Here is a 24,612-nt window from a genome sequence, read left to right as displayed (position 1 = left end):
CGGGCACGCCCGACATATCGTCACCCCGTGGCCGTCATCCGCATGGACAACATCGGCATCGTCGTCGACGACCTCGACGCCGCCGTCGCCTTCTTCGTCGAGCTCGGGCTCGAATTGGAGGGCACGGGAGCCGTCGAGGGCGAATGGGTCGACCGCACGATCGGGCTCGATGGCGCCCAGTGCGACATCGCCATGCTGCGCGCACCCGGCGGCGTCGGCATCGAGCTCTCGCGCTTCCGCTCCCCCTCGGCGCTCCGCGTGGATCCCGGCCCGCCGAATCAGACCGGGTACCTGCGGGCCATGTTCCAGGTCGACGACATCGACGACACGGTCGCCCGCCTGCGCCCATACGGCGCCGAACTCGTCGATCAGGTCGTGCAGTACGAGAGCGCCTACCGGCTCTGCTACGTGCGCGGGCCGGAGGGGGTCCTCATCGCCCTCGCCGAGCCGCTGGGCTGATCCGCCCCGCGAGCGCACAGGATCCGTGCGCAGGGACATGAGATGTCCTGTCTCTGCGTCGGCATCGTGTGCGCTGACGGCGCGGATCTCCTCACCCCATGCGGGCGGCGATCTCGCGCACCGTGCCGACCGGATCCACGCCGTGGTCGCGCGACTCGGGTACGACCACGAGCTCGGCCTCGGGCATCGCCTCGGCGAGCAGCTCGGAGGCGCGCACGAGAATCGGGAACGTCGGCTCCCCGCGCAGGATCGTGACCGGCACCGCGATGCCTGCCATGGCCGGCGTCGGGCGCGGCAGGGCGTTCGTGAGGATCGCATCGTAGACGGCGGACTGCGCGAGGGGCACGAGGTCGGCGAACATCGGGCTCTGCCGGATCTGCTCGATCATCGGCTCGGGCAGCCCGACTGCATCCCGCTGGAACATCGTGATGGCGTCCTCCGGCCGCCCCTCGTCGACGCAGGTCTGCAGGCGATGCGGCAGCCCCGGATCCGCCGCCTTCTCGCCGAACGAAAAGGGCGGCTCGGAGAGGAACAGGTGTGTGATCGGAGCGCCGGCGCCCGCGGCGAACAGGGCGAGCACGGCTCCCGACGAGTGGCCGAGGACCGCCGCCTCGCCGCCGACGGCCCGGATGACGGCGGCGACGTCCTCGGCCTCGCGCTCCGGTGCGTACGGCGCAGTGTCGCCGCTCGCGCCGCGTGCCCGCCGATCCATCGTCACGCCCTGGAATCCCGCCGCGGCGAGCGCGTCCGCCAGCGGTACGCCAGCCGTCGCTGTGGACATCGCCCCACCGACGATGACCACCGGAGGGCCGTCGCCGACCGTCGAGAAGAAGATCGGGCTGCCGTCGAGCGACATCGCTGTGGTCATGGGGTCTGGACTACCGGCCAGCAGGATCCGCGTCAAGGACTCCGCCCGCCGCGCGCACATGAACTCTGCAGAGGTACGTGACATCTCATGTACGCGTGTTGGGATCATGTGCGTTCGCTACGCCCCCACCCGCGAGCGGGGGCGATCCCCCGGAGCGTGTTCGGGCGCGTTCGGGAGGCCCTGCGGCCTGGGCTCCGCCCTCGTAGCGTGACGCGTGTGAACACCGCACCGAACCTCACCTACGCCCCGATCGGATCCCTGCCCGACTGGGCACCGCGCTTCCTGACGGTCGCCGGAATCGCCCTCCTGGCGGTGGTCGTCGCGGTCTGCCTGCCGTTCTGGGCGTCGGATCTCGACAGTGCGATCCTGTCGTCCGCGACGCCGGCGCTGCAATGGATCCCGTTCGTCGTCATCCTCGTCGTGCACGCGACCCTGCGGCCGGGCATGCGGTTCTGGCGCTGGTCGGCGATCGGCGTCCGACCGCTCGGCCGCACGCTTCGGACCACCGGCATCGCCCTCTGCGTCTTCGTCGGGGTGCCGCTCGCGACGATCGCCGTGACGGCGTCACTTGGGCTGGTGGACTACACGGTGATCGACGGCGCGGGCACGGCGGCGCTGCTCGTCATCCCGCTGTCGATCGTGTGGATGCTCTTCACCTTCGGCGAGGAGCTCGGCTGGCGCGGCTACGTCCAGTCGACGCTCGCACCGCTCGGCTTCTGGCGCTCGAGCGCGATCATCGGCGCGTTCTGGGCGGTCTGGCACCTGCCCCTGACGCTCACGTATGCGCTCGAGGGCACGATGCCGGCGCGCGACGTCGTGTCGACGACCGTGAACCTCCTGCTCGCCGCGTTCGCAATCAGCGCCGTCCGCTATCTCAGCGGATCCGTCTGGCCGGCCGTCTACGCGCACGCGATCATGAACATGATGGGGCAGTTCGCCTACGGCAACCTCGTCACGCCCCTCGTCGACCTCGGCGACGCCGCATACTGGGCCTTCTTCGCCGTCAGCTGGACCGTGTGGATCCTCGTGATCCTGCTGCTCGGCCAGGCGGTCCGGCGGCGCGAGCGCACATGATCCCTGCAGGGGTACATGACATTTCATGTACGGGTGTCGGGATCATGTGCGCTCGCTACGCGAACAGCCCCTGCGCCACCCCGACCGCGAGCACGCCCAGCAGCGTCGCGGCGGGCGGGGCGAGGATCAGGGCCCAGCGATTCACGCCCGTCAGGCGCCGCCCCTCCGGCTCGATGCGGCCGGGCTCGGCGGCGCGGTCGTCGGTGTAGCGGGATCCGCGCGCGACGAGATGCGCGCCGGCCGTCTCGGCGATGTACACGGCGATGAGCAGAGCAGACGGATCCGTGACGTCCAGCGGGCCGGGCAGGTACACCCACATCGTGTCGTCGACGATCTCGACGTCGCAGCCCGGCACGTGATCGACGAACGCCTGCATGAGGTCGGGCGTGAACACGAAGAGCGTATCCTGGCCATAGCCTTCGGGCACGAACAGCCGAAAGTACCGCGGGAAGTCGCCTTCGAGATCCATGCGCTGCCCGCGCTGGAACCCGACGGCGTAGGGGCGCGGCTTCGTGCGTCCCTGCGCCTGCAGATACATGTGCGGCAGGGGGCGGTCGAGCTGCACCGCGACGAAGCCGACCTCATCGAGCGATGTGAACGACCTGCCCTGCTCGGCCTGGAACGCGTAGTTGCCGAGCTCGACGTAGCGCGGGTCATGCACGTGCATCGAGTTCTCGACCCACCCGCGCATGCCGGCGCGGAAGAGCGCGCCCGTGTAGTTCTGCGGATCCCCCTCGAGCGCGTAGTGCCATCCGTGTGCGAGCGCGACGGCGGCGGCCGCGCGGCGACGGCGCCAGCGGCGGGCCACCGTGACGATCGTCGACACGAGCAGCCCGAGGAATGCGGTCCCGATCAGCAGCATGGCGACGCCGCTGAGGAAGACTTCCCGGCGGTCGGGGGCGCCGCTGTCGAGGGCAAGCGCGATCACGAAGGCGCCGATCGTGCCGAAGAGGACGAAGAAGACCACCGCGACGACCGCGAACGGCCAGACGCGCTCCGCCTTGCGCACCCGCGGCGCGTCGCGCCGCGCGTGCCGTCGGAACTCGCGCATCGATGCCAGCCCGTGCCCGCTCACCGCGCGCCCCACGGCGTCTGTGCCCACGGGCTCGCCGCGTCGGACATGAGCCAGGCGATGGCCTTCTCGTAGCGCTTCATGCCGCCGTGGCGGAACCCGCCGTACCCCGACTGCGCCAGCCCGCGCAGGTAGCGGGATCCATAATCGCCCCAGCCGTCTGCGGCGACGAGCGCGCACGTGGCGAGCACGTCGAGATCCTCGCGGCCGCGCTCGGCCGAGTGGAACCCGACGTACGCCGACCAGCGCACGAGGTTCGCGAAGCGAGCGACGTCGAAGGCGAGGGCGTCGCGGCGCTCCTCGGCGCCGTCGACGACGCCTTCCATCTCGCGGATCTCGACGAGAGTGTCGAGCTCGAGCATGTCGACCGCCTCCTCCGGTGCCCCGGCCTCGGCGAGCCGCTCGCGCACCGCGTCGGAATCCAGCTCCGGGACGGCGCACAGCACCGTGCGCGCTCCCGTGAGCGCCCGCGAGACGCGCTCGATGCACACGGCATCCGCGGTCGCCGCGTTCTTCACGCCCCAGTCCCTGCTCAGCTGCGAGACCGCCATCGGGAAAGGCAGCGCCGACGCGAACCCGAAGAACACCTGCTCAGGAGCGTGCCGACGCCGAGCGCCCTTCGTCGCCTGCCACTCGCTGCGCGCATACGGCGCGGCGAGTGCGCCCGCGAAGCGGCGCCACGGATCCGTCGGCGCCGGCACGGAGGGATCACCCGGTCCTTCCCGGAAGCGCCGCATGCGGCGGCCGCGGACGACGAACGCGAGCGTGATGGCGATGGCCCCGCCGCCGATCACCACCGCGAAGAGCGCGATGATGAGCGTCGACTGGTCGGGGCTCAGCCCCGGGATCTGCAGTGCAAGGAACACTTCTCGACGCTAGTGCGGCGCAGGGGCGAGCCCCGAGGGATCCGTGTTCGGGTTCGTTCGGGGTCGCTCGTCAGCGCCGATAGACGAGGCGCCGCAGGAGGATCTCGGCGGGGCCGCGCCAGCCCTTCGCCTCCCAGATCGCCGACAGCAGCAGCGTCACAGCCCACACGGCGATCGCGAACAGCACCATCTCGGTGCTGTTCATCACGCCGCCCAGTCCGAGGCCCCAGGCCGCGAGCACTGGTGCGCAGATGACCGACTGCATGAGGTAGCTCGACAGCGACCGCTTGCCGACGGCGACGACGGCGCCGGTGAATCCCAGGCGGCGCGGGGCCTCACGCCCGCGTCGGCGGCGCTCGATCGCGCCGCCGATCAGGCCGAACAGCGCGGCGTATCCGACGCCGGCGAACGCCCCCGTCGCCGCGGAGAGCCCCGCGAACGCCCACGACGCGTGGATCGGCAGGTCGATCACGCCGACGTGGGTGAGCATCGAGGGCACGCCGCCGAGCCACCCGACGCCGATGCCGACGATCGCGACCGTGCGCAGGAGCGTCACGTGCTCGAGGGGATTCTCGAGGATCCCGCGCCGCGCCGCCCAGAACGCCACGAGGATCATGATCGGCACGACGAGGCCGACGACGCCCTGGCCGATGGTGAGCAGGAACCAGAACCCACCGCGTTCCAGCATCGACAGCAGATAGTTCGATTCGCCCTGCGTCGCGTGCATGCTGGGGCCCGCGAACATGTCGGGGTCGATCGGGATCATCGCCATCGCGAGCCCCCCGATGACTGCGAAGAGGCTGCCGACCGCGAGGAGCCCCCAGAGGATCCACGCCCACGTGAGCAGCGTGCGATCCTTCCGGCGCAGGAACAGCCACACGAGCAGCAGCCCCGCGAGGCCGTAGGCGCCGAGCACGTCGCCCATCCAGAGCAGCAGCGCGTGCACGAAGCCGAAGGCGAGCAGCCAGAGGTTGCGGCGCTGCAGGATTCCCCGCGCCGCCTTCTCGTCGGCTCCCGCGCTCATCTGGCGGCGGTGCATCTGCACGATGCCGTAGCCGAACAGGAAGGCGAACAGCGGATACGTGCGGCCGTCGACCATGACGATCGTGAGGGCGTCGACGACCTGGTCGAGGGCGGATCCCCCGCTCGGGTGCGCGCTCACGACGCTGTCGGATTCGCTCCCCCAGAGGTAGAACGGCGTGTTCGCGATCGCGATGAACAGCAGTGCGAATCCGCGCGCGAGGTCGGGCGCGATGCTGCGTTCGGTCGTGCGAGTGGCACCGCGTGCAGCGGCAGTTCTCATGAGGTCCCCTTCTCCCGTGGTGGCCCCAGCCTCTCCTGGTTCCTCCGCGGGCGCATCCCCCATTCGGCGGAGCCTCACCGACCCCACGAGGGGCCATCGGCGGCGCCCCAGCGGGAACACCGCACATGCCGCCCGCGTACCGTGGATCCGTGACGACCGACGCCTGCCCCTGCGGATCCGACCTGCCGTACGCCGACTGCTGCGGTGCGCTGCACCGCGGCGAGCGCGAGGCGCAGACGCCTCAGGAGCTCATGCGCTCCCGATACGCGGCCTTCGCCAAGGGCGACGCCTTCTATCTCGCGCGCACGTGGCATCCGCGCACGCGCCCCGACGACCTCGCGCCTGAGAAGGGGATCCGCTGGACGAGCCTCGAGATCCTCGACGCGGGCGACGACACGGTCGACTTCGTCGCGAGCTTCGAGGGTCCGAGCGGCCCCGGAGAGCTGCGGGAGCACTCGCGCTTCGCGCAGCGCGCGGGCCGCTGGGTGTACGTCGACGGCGACGTGGCGTAGGGCGGGACCGGCGGGCGGACGGCGCTGCGGAGATGTGCGCTCCTGAGGACCGTTCACCCGCGGATCCTCCTCAGGAAGGCACTTCTCCTCACAACAGCGCATCCGAGCACTCCCGAGGAGATGCGGGCTCAGCGCGCCTGCGCCCGCGCGACGGCCTCGGGGATCCACTCCGCGAGCGTGTCGTCATCGGGATCCGTGAGCGCGGCGAAGGGGGCCGTGCGCCCGCCCGTCATCGTGAGGCGGTGCGCGCCGCGCTGCACCGCGAGGTCGAGCGCCGCGCCGCCGCCGACAGGGAAGAACACCTCGTCGCCCGAGACTCCGACGGCGATGTGGCCGTTCACGAGGAACGCGAGGCTGCCCATCATGCGCTTCTCGTCGGCCTCGCCGATGATCGCGCGCACGCGGTCGGCGATCTCGGCGTCGTACGTCATGCCGTGATCGTAGCCGCGGAGGCGCCGAGTCCGCATTGAAGCGGCCGCGCCCTGAGGCGTGCAACCCTCTTCTCCGACTGTTCGCCTGCGCGTCGCCATGGCACGCAAATCGTCACCTGTCATCCAGACGCAGATCACGGAATGGTCACGGCATGCGGCCAGCGTGAGGGGCGGATCCGCCCGGATCCTCACCCGCATCTCAAGGAGAACCCATGCGCATCCGCCACCTCGTCGGAGCCGGCGCCGTCGCCGCCGTCGGACTCTCGCTCGTCGCCGTTCCCGCTTCCGCGGCCCCGGGCGAGCCCGGACAGCCCGAGCATGTCTCGACCACGGTCATCGCGCACCGCGGCGCCTCGGCGTACGCGCCCGAGAACACGCTCTCGGCGTTCCGGGTCGGCATCGAGCAGCGCGCGACGCTCATCGAGTCGGACGTGCAGCTCTCGAAGGACGGCGTGCCCGTGCTCCTCCACGACACGACGCTGACGCGCACGACGAACGTCGAAGAGGTCTTCCCCGACCGCGCGTCGCACTTCGTCGGCGACTACACGCTCGACGAGCTCAAGCAGCTCGATGCCGGCTCCTGGTTCGGCGAGGAGTTCGCGGGCGAGCAGATCCCCACGCTCGCCGAGATGGTCGAGCAGGTCCGCGGATCCCGCAGCGGCATCATCATGGAGCTCAAGAGCCCCGAACTCCACCCGGGCGTCGAGCAGGCCGTCTACGACGTCTTCGCGTCGTACCCGGGCTACGTCAACTCGGCGCTCAACTCGGGTCGCCTCTCGGTCCAGAGCTTCGACTGGGAGTCGATGGAGACCTACAACGAGATCTCGCCGGAGACCCCGACCGGGCTGCTCGGCACCGTCCCGGTCGAGTCCATGGCCGCGTACGGCGAGTGGGCCGACGAGGTCAACCCGAACAAGAACGCGGTGACGCCGGAATACGTGGAGGCCATCCACGACGCCGGCATGAAGACGAACGTCTACACGGTCAACGACGAGCCGACGATGCACCGCCTGCTCGACGCCGACGTGGACGGCCTCATCAGCGACGTGCCCGACGTCGTCTTCGACGTGCTCCAGGCGCGAAAGTAACACCACGCACGCGGGGGCTCGGCTGCGGCCGGGCCCCTTTCGCGTGCCGGGATCCCCGGAGAGGCGCTGCGCGCGGGGATGAGGAGATGCGCCGGGATGAGGACCCGTGCGGGCGGATCCGTCCTCAGAAGCGCGCATCTCCTCACGCACGCGCCACGGGCTCACCTGTGCCCCTGCCGAGATGAGGACATGTGCCGGGTTGAGGATCCGCACACGCGGAACCCTCCTCACATGCGCACATCTCCTCACGAACGCACCGCGCTGGCCGGCACCCGCGCCGCACCGAGGACACGCGCCGGGTTGAGGACCCGCACACGCGGATCCCCCTCAAAGCGCACATGTCCTCAGGCGAGATGGAGCCCCTGGGCGATCGCCTCGAGGATGAGCTGCTGCACCGCGGGCCAGTCGTGCATCAGCTGGCGGTAGCTCACGCGGATCACGTGGTAGCCCGCCAGTTTGAGCTTCGCGTCATGCGCGATGTCGGAGTCGCGCTGCGCGCCGACGTGATGGCCGCCGTCGACCTGAACGACGAGTCGATCCCCGACGAGCGCGTCCACGCGATGACCGTGAAGCCAGACCTGTTGGACGATGCGCACCTTCAACCAGCTCAGCCGTTGGATGAAGATGCTCTCTGTCCCGGCGTCAGAGAACGGCGTCGCCCGTTCCGCCACCTCGCGCGCCGCCCGCTTGAGGGGCAGGGCGAGCATCGCGGCACGGCTCGTGATCTCCTGGTGGAACGCCGACTCCCATGTCGCGACGGCGTCCTCTCGCGGCAGACAGTCCGCGGTGAGCGCAAGCACGTTCTGCACCGGATCCTCGAGGGATCCCGGCACGCGCTCGACGACGGGTCGGGCCCAGTGCACGTGAGAGCGGGCGCGATCGAGACGGACACCACCCGACCGCGGATCCGCGGCGACGTGAACCGCCTCGTGCCGCGTCACCCAGAGACCGAGTCGCGTGGCCTGCGTGATGCAGGACAGCACGACCCCCGAGCGCGACGCGTGCACGAGCATCGGATCAGCTGTCGGCAGCGCCACCCAGCCGCGCCGCGGACGCGTGAGCTCGCCGCGGGCCACCGCGCCCTCGACCGCACGACGCCCGTGACCGCGCGTGCGCAGGTCGGTGATCCGCGCGACGCCACCGAGGTCGGCCATGTCCTGAGAGAGCTTCATCCCCGTCATCGTGGCGGGTTCGGCGAACCGGAGGATCCGCCCTCCCTCATGATCTCGCGACACCTGTGGACAACTCGATCAGATTCCCGCCTGTGCACACGTTGCGGCACCTGACGTGCCGGCGCGCCTCTCACCCCTCCGCGCGCTGTGCTGAAGACCCACACGCGCGGATCCCTCCTCAGAAGCACACATCTCCTCACGAACGCGCCACGGGCCTTCGCGCCGCGCCCATTCCTGTGCCCGGATGAGGAGATGTGCCGAGTTGAGGACCCGTGCGCGCGGATCCGTCCTCAGAAACGCACATCTCCTCAGGAACGCGCCACGGGCCTCCGCGCCGCGCCGATTCCTGTGCCCGTGCCCGGATGAGGAGATGTGCCGAGTCGAGGACCCGCACACGCGGATCCCTCCTCAGAAGCGCACATCTCCTCAGGGAGGGGCGGGGCTACTCTCCGCGAGACCCGGCGTCGGTGACCGATACGTCGCTGCGCTGGAACCGGAGGTGGGAGCGGCTCGCCGTCGGCCCGCGCTGGCCCTGGTAGCGGTTGCCGGACGTGCCGTAGGGGTTCTCGGTGGGCGACGACAGACGGAAGAAGCAGAGCTGCCCGATCTTCATGCCCGGCCAGAGCTTGATGGGGAGGGTGGCGACGTTCGACAGCTCGAGCGTCACGTGACCCGAGAACCCGGGGTCGATGAAGCCCGCCGTCGAGTGCGTGAGGAGGCCGAGGCGCCCGAGCGATGACTTGCCCTCGAGGCGCGCAGCGACGTCGTCGGGCAGCGTGACAGTCTCGAATGTGCTCGCCAGCACGAACTCGCCGGGGTGCAGGATGAACGCCTCGTCGGGCTCGACATCGACGAGGTGCGTGAGGTCGGGCTGGTCCTCCGCCGGGTCGATGAACGGATACTTGTGATTGCTGAAGAGGCGGAAGTACCGGTCGATGCGCACGTCGACGCTCGACGGCTGCACCATGCCGCGATCCAGCGGATCGAGGCGGATCCGCTCGGCATCGAGTTCGGCGTGGATGTCGCGATCGGAGAGCAGCACGGATCCGAGTCTACGGCGCGAGCGGCCGCGAGCCGCGCGCGCTTTGCGGGCCGTCGTCGAAGCGGGGTAGTCTCGGTCTATCCGGTCACGCACCGGATGCGGGGCTGTAGTTCAATGGCAGAACTTCTGCTTCCCAAGCAGACAGCGCGGGTTCGATTCCCGTCAGCCCCTCCAACACAGAACCCTGGGAGGCGCAGAGCGCCCCCAGGGTTCGTTGCATTTCCCCACGCCCCCCGCGCGTCAGCCAGTCGACGCGCGAGGCTTCCGTCCGCCGAACACGGCGGTGAGGGCGTCGGCCGCGGTGACCACGGCATCGACCATCTGCTCGCAGACCTCTCTGGGCATCCGCAGCGTGGGACCCATCACCGTGAGAGCACCCACGAGAGCCGCGTGCTGATCGAAGACCGGGGCGGCGAGACCGGACGCCGCCTCGAGTCGCTCGCCGACGGTGATCGCGTATCCGGAGACGCGCGTCTGCTCCACGGCGCGACGCAGCACCTCGGGATCCGTGATGGTCGCCCCCGTGAGCGCGGGGAGATCGCCGTGTGAGGTGATCTCGTCGAGGAGGTCGTCGCTCCACGCGAGGATGACCCGCCCCGAGCTGCCGACGTGCACCGGCTGGATCCGCCCCACGTACATCTCCTGCTTGAGGCCGTGCCGGGTCTCTGCGACGCCCGTGCACACGCGAGCGCCCTGTTCCTCCCGGAAGAAGCAGGCCGTCTCTCCGGTCTCGTCGCGAAGCGCCTGCAGCTGCGGAGCGAGGGCCTCGACGAAGTCGAGCGCCCGCGTCGCGGGGCCCGCCCAGTAGGCCATCTTCACGCCGATCCGGTACTGCTCGCCGACGCGCTCGAGGAATCCGTGGTCGACCAGGTTGGCGAGCAGGCGGTGCGTCGTGGACCCGGGCATTCCGGTGATCTCGCGGATCTCCGACGCGGACCGCACCGGCTGCGCGAGCGTGAACGCGTCGAGGATCGCCGTGATCTTCGCGAGGACCAGAAGCGGCTGTTCTGCCATGCGCCGATCATAGGTGAGCGCTCGCACCTTGCCTACATCGTGGGATCCGTCCTACAGTGTGGAAGTTCAATCGAACGTCGCTGACGCTTCAAAGGAGAGGTCACAGTGCACGAGTGGTACACCCTGGGGGTCGTCGGCCTCGTCATCGTCGCGGTGGTGTTCGCGATCGTCCGGTTCCGCATCAATCCCGTCATCGCCCTCGCGCTCGGCGCCGCCGGCATCGGCCTCCTCACGGGCCTCGGCCCCGTGGACACCGTCGCCACGATGACGCAGGGCTTCGGCGACGTGATGATGGAGGCCGGCCTGCTCATCGCCTGGGGCGTCCTCATCGGAGCGATGCTGAACGAGATGGGCGCCATCACGCGGCTCGTCGACGGTCTCCTGCGCGTCTTCGGCCGGCGCGGGGTCGCGTACGCGCTGGGGCTCTCGTTCGCGACGTATCTCCAGACGATCTTCATCGACGTCATGATCGTGATCGCGGCGCCGCTCGCCCGGCGGATCGCTCCGCGACTGGGCCGGAACGGCACGGGCATCATGGGCGTGACGTTCGCCGTCGGCCTGGAGGTGGGGATTGTCATGATGGTCCCCGGCTTCGCCGCGGTCGCGCTCGCCGGCCTGCTCGGCGTCCCGCTCGGCGTCATGCTGCTCGGCGGTCTCGTCGTCGTCATCCCCACCGTCGCCCTGACGATCCTGTTCATGTCGATCGGGTTCCGACTCGGCTTCTGGAACCCGGAGAAGGACGAGAAGGCCGTGGTCGACGAGGAGCCCGCCGAGGAGCCCGCCGCCGGCGAGCCGGTCGCCGACGGCCCGCGAATCGATCGCACCCGCACGGGGACGGTGCGCACCTCGATCGGCGGCGTGCCGCGCGGATCCGTCGCGGCCGCCGAGCACATCGAGACCGAGCGACCCCTGCTGCTCCTGTTCGCGCCGATGCTCAGCGCGCTGCTCCTGATCGCCGCACAGGCCGTGCTCACGGTGATCGAGGTCGAGGTGCCCGTGATGCAGTTCCTCGGCTCCCCCGTCATCGCCCTGCTCCTCGCGGTCGTCGCGACGGGCGTCATCGGGCGCGGAGCCGTCGGCACGAAGCGCATCGAGAAGTCGCTCGTCAAGGGCTTCCAGGACGGCGGGCAGATCTTCGCCCTCACCGGGATCGGCGGATCCCTGGCCGCGGTCATCGCGCAGGGAGATCTCGGCGAGATCCTGCAGGGCTACTTCCAGGCGACCACGTTCGCGCCGCTGCTCGTGGTCTGGGCGATGGCCGCCGTCCTGCACGTGGCCGTGGGATCCGTCACACTGTCGGCGATCACGGCGGCGGGCGTCATCGCACCGGCCGCCGCGACGATGGGGATGAACCCGCTGCTGATCGCCCTGGCGGCCGGCGCGGGCGCGCTCTTCTGCATCCACGTGACCTCGAATACGTTCTGGCTGCTTCAGTCGTTCCTCGGACAATCTGTCCGGGGCGCGCTCAAGACCGTGACCGTCGGCGTCTCCCTCGCATCCGTCATCGCTCTGGCGATGACCCTCCTCCTGGCGGTGTTCCTCTGATGACCGATCCTCGTCCGCTCGACGGCGTGCGCGTCCTCGAGCTCGGCAACTACATCGCGGCCCCGACGGCCGGGCGCCTGCTCGCCGACTTCGGCGCCGACGTCGTCAAGGTCGAGCGCCCGCGCTCCGGAGACGAGCTGCGACGCTGGCGCCTGCAGCAGGGCGACACCTCGATGCTGTTCCGCACGATCAACCGCGGAAAGCGATCCGTCGTCGTGGATCTGCGCAGCGAGGAGGGGCGCGAGATCATCCTCGACCTCGTCCGCTCCGCCGACGTGCTCCTGGAGAACTTCCGTCCGGGGACCCTCGACCGATGGGGTCTCACGAACGAGGTCCTCGAGCAGACCAACCCGGCGCTCGTCGTCGCGCGGATCTCGGCGTTCGGCCAGAGCGGCCCGCTCTCGCCCCGTCCCGGGTTCGCCGCCGTCGCGGAGGCCTACGGCGGATTCCGCGAGCTCGTCGGCGAGCCGGGCCGTCCCCCGAGCCGCACGGGCGTCTCGATCGGCGACACGATCGCCGGCATCTACGCCGCCTTCGGAGTCGTGATGTCGCTGTTCGATCGCCTGCGGGAGTCCGGCAGGACCAACGCGACGACGTTCGACGAGAGGGTGATCGACGTCGCGCTCAACGAGGCGATGCTGTCGGTGACCGAGTCGCTCGTGCCCGACTGGGAGGCGTACGGCGTGCGGCGCGAGCGCACCGGCGGGCGCATGCAGGGGATCGCGCCATCCAACGCGTACCTGTGCGCAGACGGCCGGAGCATCGTCGTCGCCGGCAACGGCGACTCGATCTATGAGCGGTACATGCGCGCGATCGGGCGCGACGACCTCGCCGAGGATCCGGCCCTGCAGTCGAACGAGGGCCGCTGGGAGGCCCGCGACCGGCTCGACGAGGCGATCGGCGCGTGGGCGGCGACGCGGACGAGCACCGATGCCCTCAGCGTGCTCGACGAAGCCGGCGTTCCCTCGGGCCCCATCTACACCGCCGAGGACGTCTGCGCCGACGAGCAGTACGCCGCACGCGACATGATCCAGCGGTTCGACGTGCACGACGGCGCCGAGGTGCGCGAGGGCGTCGGCTTCCCCGGGATCGTCCCCGTCTTCGGCGGACGCTCCCTTCCCATCTCCCACGTCGGTCCCGACCTCGGAGAGCACACGCGCGACGTCCTGTCCGAGCTCGGCTGGGACCCCGACCGGATCGACGCCTACGAGGAGGCACTCCGATGACGCTCCAGTACCGCGACGTCACGCTGCGCGACGGCCTGCAGCTCGCCGGAAAGCCGCTGCCGACCGCGCGCAAGGTGCGGCTCGTCCGCGAGCTCTTCGCCCTCGGCGTCGAGCACATCGAGGTCGGCTCCATGGCGCGACCTGACCTCGTGCCGACGCTCGCGGACACCCTCGACGTGGTGGCCGCGCTGAACCCGGAGGAGCGCGACCGCGTCTGGGTGTGGGTCGCGACCCCGCGCCACGTCGAGCGGGCCGCCGCGGCGGGCGTCCGCCGCTTCCAGTACTGCTTCTCCGCCTCCGACAGTCACAACCGCGCGAACATCGGACGCGACACCGAGGCGTCGCTGGCCGCCATGCCGGACGCGATCGCGGCGGCGGCCGACGTCGAGGGCAGCGTGCAGCTGTGCATCGCGACGTCGTTCACGTGCCCGTTCGAGGGCGACGTCCCGGTCGAGCGGATCGCGGGGATCCTGACCGACCCTCGCACGGAGGGCGCCGTCGACGTCGTCATCTGCGACACGCTCGGACAGGCCCACCCGTCCGAGGTGCGCGCCCGCGTCGGCCTCGCCGCGCGCGAGCGCGCGGGGCTCGGAGTCGTCTATCACGGCCACGACACGTGGGGCCTCGGCGTGGTGAACGCCGCCGCCGCCGCCGACGGCGGCGCCACGGTCGTCGACGGCGCGCTCGGCGGGCTCGGCGGGTGCCCGTTCGCCCCCGGCGCATCAGGCAACACGGCGACGGAGGATCTGCTCTTCGCGTTCCGACCCGACTGGCTGACGCCCGACTCCTTCGGGGAGGTCGTCCGCCTCGGCGAGGAGCTCACGACGACGCTCGAGGAGCCGAACCGCTCACGCGCCCGCTCGGGTGCCCGCAGTCGCGCGAAGGCCTTCCCCTGGGTCCTCCCCGAGTGACGCGCGATCGGCGGCTCGGTTCGCGTGCGGATCCGACGCGTTGAGCGCCTGCACCACCTGGGCGTAGTCGCCGCGCGCCTCGCCGTACCGGAGGAACCCGACGCGCTCGACCTGGATCTCGTGCGCCTCGGGATCCGCCTCGATCAGCGCGATCACCTCGTCGGCGAACGCGTCGAGCGGCATGGCGGTCGGATTCTCGGCGTGGCCGGGCATGAGATCCGTCTGCACCGCCGGCGGCACGAGCTCCTGCACGCGCACGCTCGTGCCGGCGAGCTGCAGGCGCAGCGACTCGCTCAGCATGTGCATGGCCGCCTTCGACGCGTTGTACGTCGGCGTCACGCGCAGCGGCGCGAAGGCGAGGCCGGACGAGACCGTCATGATCGTTGCGTCGGCCCGTGTGCGCAGGTGCTCGACGAACCCCGCGATGAGCCGGATCGGACCGAGCACGTTCATCGTGACGATCTCCTCGGCCGTGGCGAGGAAGCCATCGCGACGCGTCCAGTCCTCCGCACGCATGATGCCCGCCATCGCGATCAGCACGTTGACGTCGGGGTGCGCCGCGATGACCTCCGCCGACGCGCGCTCGATGCTCGCCGCGTCGCTCGTGTCGAGCGCGACGGCATGGATCCGGGGATGAGCGGGGGCCGACTCAGGCCGTCGACCTCCGACGATGACGATGTTGCCGCGGTCCGCGAGCCGCACGGCGAGAGCCGCTCCGATGCCGCGGGTCCCGCCCGGGATGAAGATGGTGTTCCCTGTGATCTGCATGATCCGAGACTCGCGCCCGAGCGGATCCGCATCCAGGCCGCGCCCATCGGGGGATCCGGGATCCCTGGCTCGCGCCCCGCAGGTGCGGGAGACTTCTCCCGTGGATCGTGAAGCGCTGTCGGAGTTCCTCGTCGCCCGTCGCGGCGCCCTGCAGCCGGCCGACCTCGGGCTGAGCGCGGGCGCCCGCCGTCGCACCGCCGGGCTGCGCCGCGAAGAGGTCGCTCAGCTCGCGACGATGTCGACCGACTACTACACGCGACTCGAGCAGCGTCGCGGCCCGCAGCCGAGCACGCAGATGCTGCAGTCGCTCGCGCGCGCCCTGCGCCTGACGTCCGCCGAGCGCGACTATCTCTTCCGCGTCGCCGGGCACAGCGCCCCCGATCCGACGGGCGACCTCGATCACGTCGCTCCCGGTCTGCTGCGCACGCTCGACCGGCTCGCCGACACTCCCGCCCTGATCCTCTCCGCCCTCGGCGAGACGCTCGTCCAGAACGGGCCAGCGCGCGCCCTCTTCGGCGATGCCTCCCCGTACACGGGCTGGGAGCGCAGCGCCGTCTACCGGTGGTTCCTGTCGCCTGAGCTCGAGCGCTCCCGCTACCCCGAGGACGATCGCCCGCGACAGAGCCGCGCACAGGTCGCGGCCCTCCGCGCGGCGTACGGGGCGACGGGGTCCTCGTCACGCGCGGGCGCGCTGGCGCGGATCCTGCGCGCGCAGTCGCCGGAGTTCGAGACCCTGTGGCAGGCGCACGAAGTCGGGCCTCTCTTCCCCGAGCACAAGACGCTCATCCATCCCGAGCTCGGCCCCATCGAGGTCGACTGTCAGGCGCTGTTCACCGAGGACGCGCGCCAGGTGCTGCTCGTGCTCTCCGCCCCACCGCACACGGACGCCGCCCGCCAGCTCGATCTGCTCGCCGTCATCGGGTCGCAGCCCATGTCGGACGGGTGACGGTCACACGAGCCCCATCGCCGCGACGGCCTCCCGCTCCTCCTCGAGCTCGGCGACCGACGCGTCGATCCGCTCCCGCGAGAACGCGTCGATCTCGAGACCCTCGACGATCCGCCACTCGCCGTCCCGCGACGTCACGGGGAACGAGCTGATGAGCCCCTCCGGCACGCCGTAGGACCCGTCCGAAGGGATCGCGGCCGAGGTCCAGTCGCCGTCCGGAGTGCCGTTGATCCAGTCCCGCACGTGGTCGATCGCGCCCGACGCCGCCGAGGCCGCCGACGACGCGCCGCGGGCCTCGATGATCGCGGCTCCCCGGGTCGCGACACCGGGGATGAAGTCGTTCTCGACCCAGTCGCGATCCACCGCGGCGAGCGCAGGGCGGCCGGCGATGCGCGCGCGCGAGAGGTCGGGGTACTGCGTCGCGGAGTGGTTGCCCCAGATCGCGAGGCGCGAGATCTCGTCGACGCGGGAGCCGGTGTGCGCGGCGAGGCGGCTGAGCGCGCGGTTGTGATCGAGGCGCGTCATGGCCGTGAAGCGCTCGGGCGGCACGCCGTCGGCATGCCGCTGAGCGATGAGCGCGTTCGTGTTGGCGGGGTTGCCGACCACGAGCACGCGCACGTCGCTCGCCGCTCCCGCCGCGATCGCCGCCCCCTGGGGCCCGAAGATCCCGCCGTTCGCCTCGAGCAGGTCGCCGCGCTCCATCCCCTGCGTGCGGGGGCGGGCGCCGACGAGCAGCGCGACGCTCGTGCCGTCGAACGCGGTGCGCGCATCGTCGGTCACCTCGATGCCGTCGAGCAGCGGGAACGCCCCGTCGTCGAGCTCCATCGCCGTGCCCTCGGCCGCGCGCACGGCGGCGGGGATCTCGAGCAGCCTCAGCCGTACGCGGGTGTCGCGCCCCAGCATCTCCCCCGCGGCGATGCGGAACAGCAGGGCGTATCCGATCTGGCCGGCGGCCCCCGTCACGGTCACGGTCACGGTCGTCGTGGGCATGTGCTCTCCTCGCGTCGTCGTGCCGCCAGCGTCGCACGCGAGCGCCGCGACGGAAAGGGATGCGGGAATCATAAAGTGGGGAGGATGACGACGATCCTCCTGACGGGCTTCGAGCCGTTCGCCGACGACCCGCGCAACCCGTCGGGCGAGGCCGTTCGCGAGGTCGCCGCGCGGTGGGGAGGGCCGGCGACGCTCGTCACCGACATCCTGCCCGTGGCCTTCGACGCGGCGGGCGAGCGGATCCGCACCCTCATCGCCGGCTGCGAACCCGACGTCGTCATCGCGACCGGCCTTGCGGGCAGGCGCACCCAGGTCGCGCCCGAGCGCGTGGCGATCAATCTGCGCGACGCGGGGATCCCCGACAATGACCGAGACCAGCCCGTCGACCTGCCGAGCATCGAGGGCGGTCCAGCCGCGCACTTCTCGACGCTGCCCGTGAAGGCGATCGCCGAGCGGATCCGCGACGAGGGGATCCCCTCCGCCGTCTCGCACTCGGCGGGAACCTTCGTCTGCAATCACGTCATGTACGTCGCCCTGCACGAGGCGGCGCGGGCCCCCGGCATGCGCGCGGGCTTCGTCCACGTGCCGTGGTCGCACGAGACGGCGCCCGAGGGATCCCCGTCGCTCCCCTCCGCCGCGATCGTGCGGGCGCTGGAGCTCGCGATCCGCACCGCGCTCGAGCAGGATGGCGACATCGCGGGTTCCGCGGGCGCGCTGCACTGAGCCGCTGAACATTCGTCGACACCGGGCGGGATCTGGCCAAAAAGCCAGCGCACCAGCGCATCGTCAGCGACTCGGGGCGTGATTCCGCGGCCAGCCGCCGACCTCAGCTGGCCAGGGCGTAGACCACCCAGCTGAGGGCGAAGCCCATGATGCCGATGGCGGTCGAGATGACGGTCCACGTGCCGAGCGCCTGCTTCGTCGAGATCTCGAGGAAGCGGCTGACGAGCCAGAACCCCGAGTCGTTGACGTGCGAGAAGCCGATGGCGCCCGAGGCGATCGCGATGACGATGCAGGCGAGGGCGATGGGGCTCTGCTCACCCGAGGCGGCGACGGCCGGCGCCATGAGGCCCGCGGCCGTCGTGCCCGCGACGGTGGCGGATCCCTGCGCCACGCGCATGATGACCGCGATGACGAAGGCGGCGAGGATCAGCGGCATCCCGACGGCCTGCAGCGACTCCGCCATCGCGGTGCCGATGCCGGTGGCCGTGAGGACCCCACCGAAGACGCCGCCGGCTCCCGTGATGAGGATGATCGAGCAGACCGGAGCGAGGGCGTCGTCGACGACCTTCTCGATGGCGCCGCCGATCGGGCCGTCGTGGCGGCGCACCACGAGGAAGTACATCGCCAGGAGCGTGGAGATCAGCAGGGCGATCGGCGTGTTCCCGATGAAGATCGCGACCTGCGCCCACACCGCGTCCTCGGGGATCGCCCCCGTCGCCTGGAGCGTCGTCAGGCCCGTGTTGAGGAAGATCAGCACGAGGGGCAGCAGGAGGAGGAGCAGCACGAGGCCGAACTTCGGCGGGTTCGGGTCGTCCTTCGGTGGCTCGCCGAGCAGCGTCGGAACGGGGATCCCCGGGTTGCGCTTCGCGAGGACGAGCGCGAGGCGATACCCCGCGAGGTACCAGGTGGGCAGGCCGACGAGCAGGCCCACCATGAGGACGATGCCGACATCGGCGCCGAGGATGCCCGCCGCCGCGACGGGACCGGGGTGGGGCGGCATGAGGCCGTGCATCACGAGGAACGCGCCGGCGGAGGGGAGCGCGTAGAGCAGCAGCCCGCCGCCCATGCGCCGTGCCACGGTGTAGATGATCGGCAGCATCACCACGAAGCCGGCGTCGAGGAAGATCGGGAAGCCGAACAGCAGCGACGCGACGGACAGCGCGAGCGGCGCGCGCTTCTCGCCGAACAGGGCGAGGAGCTTGTCGCTGATGACCTGCGCCCCGCCCGACGTCTCGACGATGCGTCCGAGGACGGCGCCGAAGCCGACGAGCATCGCGACGCCGCCGAGCGTCCGACCGAACGGCCCGACGATGGTGTCGAGCAGCTGGTCGGCGGTGACGCCGGCCGCGACGGCCGTGAGCAGGCTCACGATGATGAGCGAGAAGAAGGCGTGCAGCCGCACCTTCATGATGAGGAACAGCAGGACTGCGATGGCGGCGACCGCGATCAGCAGCAGCACCGGGACGGGAAGCGCGGCCTCCGGCGGCGTCGTCGCCGCGGGCAGGACAGACGAGAGCATTCAGGTCTCCTTCGAGGGGGTCAGGCGGCGAGCGCGTCGTCGAGCACGGCGCCGAAGTTCACCGGATCGTGCGCGAATCGGCCCAGGAACAGGCCGTCCGCCTCCGGGAGGCGGGGAAGCAGGCCCGGACGCGCGCTTCCGCCGTAGATGATGCGCACCGCTCCCGACGAGCGGCGGGCGAGTCGAGTCCGGATCCGCACGAGGACGTCCCCGACGTGCGCGGGGTCGGCGGGATCTGCCGCGCCGATCGCCCAGACGGGCTCGTAGGCGAACAGGACGGACGCAGGATCCGCGTCGCCGAGCGTCGCGTCGGCCTGCGCGAGGCAGACGGCGGCGGCCTCCTCTGGGGATCCGTGAGCGGTCTCGCCGATGCACAGGAGCGGGGTGAGTCCGGCGGCGAGCGCGGCGCGCGTCTTCGCCGCCACGACCTCGTCCGTCTCGCCGAACAGCGCGCGGCGCTCGGCGTGGCCGATCTCGACGATCCGCACCCCGAGCTCGGCGAGCATCCCGGCCGGCACCTCGCCCGTGGCGGCGCCGCCCGCCCGGTCCATGCCGACGAATCCGGCGCAGTTCTGCGCGGCGATGCGGCATCCCGTCTCGTCGAGGATCCGTGCCGCCGACTCGAGGAGCGGAAACGACGGCGCGACGAAGGTCTCGACGCCGTCGAGCTGGCGACTCAGGAGCTCTCGCCGCACGCCATCCAGCCACGCGAGGGAGCGTGCGTATCCCAGGTACATCTTCGTGCTGACGCCGATGACCAGGGGACGTGACGGCATACGGCGCTCACTCCGCCCGGTCGTCGGCCGCGACGGGCGCGGGCCCGAGCTCCTTCAGCAGCCGCCCCATCTCGACGTAGGCCTTGTTGCGGTACGCGATGAGGTCGGCGAGCTTGTCGGCGGGCACATCGAGGAAGCCGCCTCCGGTCTTCGTGCCGAGCCGGCCCTCCTCGATCTTCTCCGCGAGGATCTTCGGCGTCGCGAAGCGCTCGGGGAAGTCCTTCTGCAGCGACTTGTAGCAGAAGTCGTAGACGTCGAGCCCTGCCATGTCGGCGATGACGAACGGTCCGAAGAACGGCAGTCGGAAGCCGAAGGTCGTGCGCACGAGCGTGTCGATGTCCTCGGGGTCGGCGACGCCCTCTTCCACGAGCTGGGTGGCCTCGTGGAACAGCGCGTACTGCAGGCGGTTCAGCACGAAGCCCGTCACATCCTTGACGACGGCGGTCTCCTTGCCGGTCTCTTCCACGTAGGCGCGTGCGGCGGCGACCGTCGCCTCGCTCGTCGCCGCGTGCGGAATGATCTCGACGCCGGGGATGAACGGCGACGGGTTCGAGAAATGCACGCCGAGGAAGCGCTCGGGGTGCTCGACGGCGGTCGCCATGTCCGCAATCGAGATGGTCGACGTGTTCGATCCGATGATCGCGTCGGGGGCCGCGGCGGCGCTGATCTGGCGCAGGATGTCCTGCTTCAGATCGAGGATCTCCGGCACGGCCTCCTCCACGAAGGCGGCCCCCGTGACCGCCTCCTCGAGGGATCCGGCCGCGGAGAGGTTGCGCGTCAGCGTCTCGGTCGCCCCCGCGGGGAACAGCCCCTGCGCCTCGAAGTCAGCCGACTCCGTCAGCAGGCGCTCGAGGTTCTTCCGCGCGACGTCCGCCGATGCGTCCGCGAGAGCCACCTGCGCGCCGGCGAGGGCGAGCACCTGGCCGATGCCGCCGCCCATGTAGCCGGATCCGATGATTGCGACCTTGATGTCCATTCCACGTCCTTGTCGATGGGGTGTCTGTGCCGGGCGCCTGCGGCGCTCAGGCCTCGTACGAGCAGATCGCGTCCACCTTGGCGGCGGAGGCGCTGGTCGGGTCGAACCGATGGCCGAGCCACTCGGTCGTGAGCTTCTTGGCGAGCTCCAGGCCGATCACGCGCTGACCGAAGGTCAGCACCTGCGCGTCGTTGCTGAGCACGGATCGCTCGACGGAGTACGCGTCGTGGGCGGTCACGGCGCGGATCCCCGGCACCTTGTTCGCCGAGATCGCCACGCCGAGGCCCGTGCCGCAGATCAGCAGCGCCCGGTCGGCCTCCCCCGCCGCGACCTTGCGCGCCGCGGCGACCGCGACGTGCGGGTAGGCGGTGCCGTCGCCGGATCCGACGCCCACGTCGAGCACGGATTCGACGCGCTCGTCCGCCTCCAGCAGCGCCTTCAGCGCATTCTTGTACTCGACGCCGGCCTCGTCGTTGCCGACGATGATCCTGAACTTCTCGCTCATGGCTTCTCTCCCTCGTGGTTCGATCGATCGGCGAGCTCCCCGAAGCGCGCGGCCACGCCGCGTGCGATCAGCGCGAACGAGTGCGCACCGGGGTCGGGGTGGCCCCGTGACTTCTCGGCGAGGGGGCGGGCGCGCCCCTTCTTCGGCAGGAGGTCCGCGGTCTCGACGGCCGCGGCGGCGGCGGCATCGGCACCCGCGGCGAGCGCGTCGGCGACGGATCCGCCGGCCGCGACGGACTCGGCGACGGCGCCCGCCCAGGGCACGAGTGCGTCGACCATGGTCTTGTCGCCGAGCTCCGCCCCGCCGAGCCTGACCACCGCGTCTCGGAAGGCCTCGGCGGCGACGACGGCGTCGTCTGCCGCGTAGGCGTCTCGATTGCCGAGCGCGCGTCCCACCGCGGCGAGACCGGATCCCCACAGAGCGCCGGACGTGCCGCCCGCCTTCTCGCTCCACGCGTCTCCGGCCGCGACGAAGACCTCGGCGACGGTGACCCCGGCTGCGGCGCGTGCAGCGGCTGCGGCGGCCTCCGCCCCTCGGCGCATGCCGATGCCGTGATCGCCATCGCCCGCGATCGCGTCGAGTTCGCCCAGTTCGTCCTCGTGGTCTTCGACGACGGCGCGCGTCGCCTCGATCAGTTCGGCCGCGGCTTCTCCTGCGGCGGCCGACGCGGCCGTGGGATCCTCCTGGGCCGTCTCGTCGCCGGCGGCGGTCTCGAACGCGCGGCGCCTCCCCTCGGCGACGAAGCCGCGACGGAACGCAGGCGTCTCCGCGGGCGCCGTCCAGAGGCGCTCGAGCTCGTCGTCGACCCAGAACAGCGTGAGCGAGACGCCCGCCATGTCGAGGCTCGTGACGAACTCGCCGCACTCGGGCTCGACGACCTCGTATCCGGCGTCGGCGAGCAGCCGGTCGACGTGGCCGAACAGGACGAAGAGCTCCTCATACTTCACGGTGCCCAGCCCGTTGAGGATCGGCACCACGCGTGCGCCCGCCCCCTCCGGAATCTCCCCCAGCAGCCGGCCGACCAGCAGGTCCGCCAGCTCGGACGAGGTCGGGAGGTCGTGCTCGGAGATGCCCGGTTCGCCGTGGATCCCGAGCCCGAGCGACATCCTGCCCTCGGGCACGTGGAACAGGGCGTCGTCGGCACCGGGCAGTGTGCATCCGTCGAAGGCGGCGCCGAGCGAGCGCGTGCGGGCGTTGGCCCTGCGCGCCAGGCGCTCGACCTCATCGAGATCCGCTCCCTCCTCGCTCGCGGCGCCGGCGACCTTGTAGACGACGAGCCCGCCGGCGATGCCGCGGCGCTCGTCGATCCGCTCGGCGGGGGCGCTCGCGATGTCGTCCGTGACGAGCACCGTGCGCGTCTCGATGCCCTCCGCGTTCAGGCGCTCCTGCGCCTGCCCGAAATGCAGCACGTCTCCGGCGTAGTTTCCGAAGCTGAGCAGGACGCCGCCGCCGTTCGCGGCCGCCGTCGCCACGCGGTGGACCTGGCCGGCCGACGGCGAGGCGAAGAGGTTTCCGCACGCGGAGCCCGCCGCCCCGCCCGGCCCGACGAGACCCGCGAACGCCGGATAGTGTCCCGACCCTCCCCCGATCACGACGGCCACCTGATCGTCGGACATCTCGGTCGCGCGCACCACGCCGCCGTCGACGCGCGCGAGCACGCGGCGGTGCGCGGCGACGAGGCCGTCGATGGCGGCATCGGCGAACTGGGTCGGATCATCGAACAGTCGGGTCATGTCTGCTGCCCCTCGAGGAGTCGGCGAAGGCGTCTGGTCAGGAGAGAGGTGTCGGCGTCTGGCGCCCCTGCGCCACGAGCGGAGTGCCGAGCGCGTAGTCCTCGGTCTGAGGAAGGATCCGCCGGCGCAGGAACTCCTGATTCGTCGCCGAGACGGAGAGTCCGTCACCGCCGTAGTGCTCGGCGCAGATGATGCCCTGGAAGCCGTGAGCGAGCGCGACCCTGACGGCCTCGCGATAGCTGATGACGCCCGTCTCGAGGGGCGCGGGCATCGTCGCGTACAGCCCTCCGGCCACGTTCTCATCGCGCAGGTAGTTCTTGACGTGCCAGTAGTTCGCGTACGGCATGGTCGTGCGGATGAGCTCGTGGATGTCCTCGATCGGCCGGTGCAGACGCACGAGGTTGCCGAGGTCGGGGTTGAGGCCCACGTTGGGCAGGTCGATGTCCTGCACCATGCGCACAGCCGACTCTCCCGTGCCGAGGAAGGTGTCCTCGTACATCTCGAGCGAGACGAGCAGGCCGAGCTCGGCCGCGTGCTGGCCGAGCTCTCGAAGGCGCGACACGGCGGTCCGGCGCACCTCGTCGTCGCCGAGGGGATCCTTGTGGCCCTCGACCGTCCAGAACCACAGCTGCTTCTGCTGCTCGGCGGTGAGCGGCTGGTGGAGGCCGAACGACACGACCTCGCACCCGAGCCGCGCCGCCGCCTCGAGCGTGCGGTGACTGTAGGCGAGGTTCTCGTCGGCGTGCTCGGCGTCGATGACGCTGCGGCGGATGGCGCTGATCGCGGGAGCGCCGACGCCCGCCTCCTGCGTCGCCGCGGCGAGCTCGTCGAGTCGCGTCGCGCTCAGGTCGCCGGGGCGCAGCCAGCCGTCGAAGAGGTCGACGTCGCGGAAGCCCGCGTCGCGCACCTCGCGGAACACGTCGACCCAGTGCTGCGGATCCGCGTCCTGCATCGTGCCCCCTCCCGGGAGCTCGTGCGGGAACTGCAGCAGCGCCGCAGTGATGGGCCAGTTGTCGGCGGTGTAGGGCATGCATCGTCCACTTCGTCGTAGATCCTATTCCCTATAGGATCATGACGAGGTGGCGCGGTGTCA

Annotated in this window: 25 protein-coding genes and 1 tRNA gene; 10 read left to right on the top strand and 16 right to left on the bottom strand. The window is 71.0% G+C overall.

Going from position 1 to position 24,612, the window contains the following annotated elements:
- Positions 1–27 precede the first annotated feature (27 nt).
- Positions 28–459, top strand: coding sequence for a VOC family protein (locus tag KOL93_RS08320; RefSeq protein WP_308291581.1), 432 nt, complete (start codon positions 28–30; stop codon positions 457–459).
- Between the two features lie 91 nt (positions 460–550).
- Here the strand turns inward: KOL93_RS08320 and KOL93_RS08315 are convergent, their stop codons facing one another.
- A complete protein-coding gene (locus KOL93_RS08315; RefSeq protein ID WP_221584871.1) occupies positions 551–1,327 on the bottom strand; it encodes an alpha/beta fold hydrolase in 777 nt (258 codons plus the stop codon).
- A 216-nt stretch (positions 1,328–1,543) separates the two neighbouring features.
- Between KOL93_RS08315 and KOL93_RS08310 the strand changes: the two genes are divergently transcribed.
- Positions 1,544–2,401, top strand: a complete 858-nt coding sequence (locus KOL93_RS08310) for a CPBP family intramembrane glutamic endopeptidase (RefSeq protein WP_221584870.1) — start codon at positions 1,544–1,546, stop codon at positions 2,399–2,401.
- A 55-nt stretch (positions 2,402–2,456) separates the two neighbouring features.
- Here the strand turns inward: KOL93_RS08310 and KOL93_RS08305 are convergent, their stop codons facing one another.
- The 3 genes from KOL93_RS08305 to KOL93_RS08295 form a co-directional block, all read right to left on the bottom strand.
- Entirely contained in the window at positions 2,457–3,503 is a 1,047-nt protein-coding gene (locus KOL93_RS08305) for a hypothetical protein (protein ID WP_221584869.1), read from the bottom strand.
- A complete protein-coding gene (locus KOL93_RS16350; protein WP_221584868.1) occupies positions 3,473–4,339 on the bottom strand; it encodes a DUF1266 domain-containing protein in 867 nt (288 codons plus the stop codon). Before KOL93_RS16350 ends, KOL93_RS08305 begins: the two co-directional genes overlap by 31 nt.
- Positions 4,340–4,409: 70 nt before the next feature.
- Positions 4,410–5,642, bottom strand: coding sequence for a DUF418 domain-containing protein (locus tag KOL93_RS08295; RefSeq protein ID WP_221584867.1), 1,233 nt, complete (start codon positions 5,640–5,642; stop codon positions 4,410–4,412).
- A gap of 149 nt (positions 5,643–5,791) precedes the next feature.
- Here KOL93_RS08295 and KOL93_RS08290 point away from each other — a divergent pair, with 149 nt between their 5' ends.
- The gene (locus tag KOL93_RS08290; protein ID WP_308291580.1) at positions 5,792–6,154 is read left to right on the top strand and encodes a YchJ family protein; all 363 of its coding nucleotides are present in this window, start codon (positions 5,792–5,794) and stop codon (positions 6,152–6,154) included.
- Positions 6,155–6,282: 128 nt separating this feature from the next.
- On the opposite strand, the gene KOL93_RS08285 is transcribed toward KOL93_RS08290, so the two are convergent.
- Positions 6,283–6,585, bottom strand: a complete 303-nt coding sequence (locus tag KOL93_RS08285) for a TfoX/Sxy family protein (protein WP_221584865.1) — start codon at positions 6,583–6,585, stop codon at positions 6,283–6,285.
- 212 nt (positions 6,586–6,797) lie between these two features.
- Here KOL93_RS08285 and KOL93_RS08280 point away from each other — a divergent pair, with 212 nt between their 5' ends.
- On the top strand, positions 6,798–7,673 hold the full coding sequence (locus KOL93_RS08280) for a glycerophosphodiester phosphodiesterase (RefSeq protein ID WP_221584864.1): 876 nt from the start codon (positions 6,798–6,800) through the stop codon (positions 7,671–7,673).
- 344 nt (positions 7,674–8,017) lie between these two features.
- Here KOL93_RS08280 and KOL93_RS08275 read toward each other — a convergent pair whose 3' ends face one another.
- On the bottom strand, positions 8,018–8,845 hold the full coding sequence (locus tag KOL93_RS08275; RefSeq protein ID WP_221584863.1) for an endonuclease domain-containing protein: 828 nt from the start codon (positions 8,843–8,845) through the stop codon (positions 8,018–8,020).
- A gap of 442 nt (positions 8,846–9,287) precedes the next feature.
- Positions 9,288–9,887 carry a dCTP deaminase gene (dcd, locus tag KOL93_RS08270; RefSeq protein ID WP_221584862.1) on the bottom strand — a complete coding sequence of 200 codons (600 nt, stop codon included), beginning with the start codon at positions 9,885–9,887 and terminating at the stop codon, positions 9,288–9,290.
- Between the two features lie 100 nt (positions 9,888–9,987).
- Between dcd and KOL93_RS08265 the strand changes: the two genes are divergently transcribed.
- Positions 9,988–10,061 (top strand) — tRNA-Gly (locus tag KOL93_RS08265).
- Between the two features lie 66 nt (positions 10,062–10,127).
- On the opposite strand, the gene KOL93_RS08260 is transcribed toward KOL93_RS08265, so the two are convergent.
- The gene (locus KOL93_RS08260) at positions 10,128–10,901 is read right to left on the bottom strand and encodes an IclR family transcriptional regulator (RefSeq protein WP_221584861.1); all 774 of its coding nucleotides are present in this window, start codon (positions 10,899–10,901) and stop codon (positions 10,128–10,130) included.
- A 105-nt stretch (positions 10,902–11,006) separates the two neighbouring features.
- Here KOL93_RS08260 and KOL93_RS08255 point away from each other — a divergent pair, with 105 nt between their 5' ends.
- Genes KOL93_RS08255 through KOL93_RS08245 form a run of 3 tightly spaced genes read left to right on the top strand, consistent with a single transcriptional unit; the run spans position 11,007 to position 14,583 of the window.
- Positions 11,007–12,446, top strand: a complete 1,440-nt coding sequence (locus KOL93_RS08255) for a GntP family permease (RefSeq protein ID WP_221584860.1) — start codon at positions 11,007–11,009, stop codon at positions 12,444–12,446.
- Positions 12,446–13,672 carry a CaiB/BaiF CoA transferase family protein gene (locus KOL93_RS08250; protein WP_221584859.1) on the top strand — a complete coding sequence of 409 codons (1,227 nt, stop codon included), beginning with the start codon at positions 12,446–12,448 and terminating at the stop codon, positions 13,670–13,672. The genes KOL93_RS08255 and KOL93_RS08250 overlap by 1 nt, the downstream gene beginning before the upstream one ends.
- Positions 13,669–14,583, top strand: a complete 915-nt coding sequence (locus tag KOL93_RS08245; protein ID WP_221584858.1) for a beta/alpha barrel domain-containing protein — start codon at positions 13,669–13,671, stop codon at positions 14,581–14,583. Before KOL93_RS08250 ends, KOL93_RS08245 begins: the two co-directional genes overlap by 4 nt.
- On the opposite strand, the gene KOL93_RS08240 is transcribed toward KOL93_RS08245, so the two are convergent.
- A complete protein-coding gene (locus KOL93_RS08240; protein WP_221584857.1) occupies positions 14,521–15,351 on the bottom strand; it encodes an SDR family oxidoreductase in 831 nt (276 codons plus the stop codon). The genes KOL93_RS08245 and KOL93_RS08240 overlap by 63 nt on opposite strands.
- Positions 15,352–15,451: 100 nt before the next feature.
- On the opposite strand from KOL93_RS08240, the gene KOL93_RS08235 reads away from it, so the two are divergent.
- Positions 15,452–16,297, top strand: a complete 846-nt coding sequence (locus KOL93_RS08235; RefSeq protein ID WP_221584856.1) for a helix-turn-helix transcriptional regulator — start codon at positions 15,452–15,454, stop codon at positions 16,295–16,297.
- A 3-nt stretch (positions 16,298–16,300) separates the two neighbouring features.
- Here KOL93_RS08235 and KOL93_RS08230 read toward each other — a convergent pair whose 3' ends face one another.
- Positions 16,301–17,287 (bottom strand): malate dehydrogenase, encoded by a 987-nt coding sequence (locus KOL93_RS08230; RefSeq protein ID WP_221584855.1) that lies wholly within the window; start codon positions 17,285–17,287, stop codon positions 16,301–16,303.
- A gap of 84 nt (positions 17,288–17,371) precedes the next feature.
- On the opposite strand from KOL93_RS08230, the gene pcp reads away from it, so the two are divergent.
- A complete protein-coding gene (gene pcp / locus KOL93_RS08225) occupies positions 17,372–18,010 on the top strand; it encodes a pyroglutamyl-peptidase I (RefSeq protein ID WP_221584854.1) in 639 nt (212 codons plus the stop codon).
- 103 nt (positions 18,011–18,113) lie between these two features.
- Here the strand turns inward: pcp and KOL93_RS08220 are convergent, their stop codons facing one another.
- From KOL93_RS08220 to KOL93_RS08195, 6 genes are read right to left on the bottom strand one after another with little or no spacing between them, the layout of a single operon-like run.
- Complete coding sequence (locus tag KOL93_RS08220) at positions 18,114–19,529, bottom strand: GntP family permease (protein ID WP_221584853.1); 1,416 nt, start codon at positions 19,527–19,529, stop codon at positions 18,114–18,116.
- A gap of 20 nt (positions 19,530–19,549) precedes the next feature.
- The gene (locus KOL93_RS08215; protein WP_221584852.1) at positions 19,550–20,305 is read right to left on the bottom strand and encodes a triose-phosphate isomerase family protein; all 756 of its coding nucleotides are present in this window, start codon (positions 20,303–20,305) and stop codon (positions 19,550–19,552) included.
- A gap of 7 nt (positions 20,306–20,312) precedes the next feature.
- A complete protein-coding gene (locus KOL93_RS08210) occupies positions 20,313–21,281 on the bottom strand; it encodes a 3-hydroxyacyl-CoA dehydrogenase family protein (RefSeq protein ID WP_221584851.1) in 969 nt (322 codons plus the stop codon).
- Between the two features lie 46 nt (positions 21,282–21,327).
- Positions 21,328–21,786, bottom strand: coding sequence for a ribose-5-phosphate isomerase (locus KOL93_RS08205; RefSeq protein ID WP_221584850.1), 459 nt, complete (start codon positions 21,784–21,786; stop codon positions 21,328–21,330).
- Positions 21,783–23,519: a dihydroxyacetone kinase family protein gene (locus KOL93_RS08200; protein ID WP_221584849.1), complete on the bottom strand. Its 1,737-nt coding sequence runs from the start codon at positions 23,517–23,519 to the stop codon at positions 21,783–21,785. Before KOL93_RS08200 ends, KOL93_RS08205 begins: the two co-directional genes overlap by 4 nt.
- A gap of 37 nt (positions 23,520–23,556) precedes the next feature.
- Positions 23,557–24,549 carry a sugar phosphate isomerase/epimerase family protein gene (locus KOL93_RS08195; protein ID WP_221584848.1) on the bottom strand — a complete coding sequence of 331 codons (993 nt, stop codon included), beginning with the start codon at positions 24,547–24,549 and terminating at the stop codon, positions 23,557–23,559.
- Positions 24,550–24,612 lie beyond the last annotated feature (63 nt).

Origin of the sequence: Microbacterium salitolerans (assembly GCF_019720895.1) — a bacterium.
Lineage (GTDB): Bacteria > Actinomycetota > Actinomycetes > Actinomycetales > Microbacteriaceae > Microbacterium.
This window is presented reverse-complemented; position numbering and strand designations above follow the sequence as displayed.

Excerpts from the sequence above, each read along its gene's own strand:
- KOL93_RS08315 (WP_221584871.1), bottom strand. The coding sequence starts at position 1,327 with ATGACCACAGCGATGTCGCTCGACGGCAGCCCGATCTTCTTCTCGACG.
- KOL93_RS08295 (WP_221584867.1), bottom strand. The coding sequence starts at position 5,642 with ATGAGAACTGCCGCTGCACGCGGTGCCACTCGCACGACCGAACGCAGC.
- KOL93_RS08285 (WP_221584865.1), bottom strand. The coding sequence starts at position 6,585 with ATGACGTACGACGCCGAGATCGCCGACCGCGTGCGCGCGATCATCGGC.
- KOL93_RS08280 (WP_221584864.1), top strand. The coding sequence starts at position 6,798 with ATGCGCATCCGCCACCTCGTCGGAGCCGGCGCCGTCGCCGCCGTCGGA.
- KOL93_RS08275 (WP_221584863.1), bottom strand. The coding sequence starts at position 8,845 with ATGAAGCTCTCTCAGGACATGGCCGACCTCGGTGGCGTCGCGCGGATC.
- KOL93_RS08260 (WP_221584861.1), bottom strand. The coding sequence starts at position 10,901 with ATGGCAGAACAGCCGCTTCTGGTCCTCGCGAAGATCACGGCGATCCTC.
- KOL93_RS08250 (WP_221584859.1), top strand. The coding sequence starts at position 12,446 with ATGACCGATCCTCGTCCGCTCGACGGCGTGCGCGTCCTCGAGCTCGGC.
- KOL93_RS08245 (WP_221584858.1), top strand. The coding sequence starts at position 13,669 with ATGACGCTCCAGTACCGCGACGTCACGCTGCGCGACGGCCTGCAGCTC.
- KOL93_RS08240 (WP_221584857.1), bottom strand. The coding sequence starts at position 15,351 with ATGCAGATCACAGGGAACACCATCTTCATCCCGGGCGGGACCCGCGGC.
- KOL93_RS08230 (WP_221584855.1), bottom strand. The coding sequence starts at position 17,287 with ATGCCCACGACGACCGTGACCGTGACCGTGACGGGGGCCGCCGGCCAG.
- pcp (WP_221584854.1), top strand. The coding sequence starts at position 17,372 with ATGACGACGATCCTCCTGACGGGCTTCGAGCCGTTCGCCGACGACCCG.
- KOL93_RS08220 (WP_221584853.1), bottom strand. The coding sequence starts at position 19,529 with ATGCTCTCGTCTGTCCTGCCCGCGGCGACGACGCCGCCGGAGGCCGCG.
- KOL93_RS08215 (WP_221584852.1), bottom strand. The coding sequence starts at position 20,305 with ATGCCGTCACGTCCCCTGGTCATCGGCGTCAGCACGAAGATGTACCTG.
- KOL93_RS08210 (WP_221584851.1), bottom strand. The coding sequence starts at position 21,281 with ATGGACATCAAGGTCGCAATCATCGGATCCGGCTACATGGGCGGCGGC.
- KOL93_RS08205 (WP_221584850.1), bottom strand. The coding sequence starts at position 21,786 with ATGAGCGAGAAGTTCAGGATCATCGTCGGCAACGACGAGGCCGGCGTC.
- KOL93_RS08200 (WP_221584849.1), bottom strand. The coding sequence starts at position 23,519 with ATGACCCGACTGTTCGATGATCCGACCCAGTTCGCCGATGCCGCCATC.
- KOL93_RS08195 (WP_221584848.1), bottom strand. The coding sequence starts at position 24,549 with ATGCCCTACACCGCCGACAACTGGCCCATCACTGCGGCGCTGCTGCAG.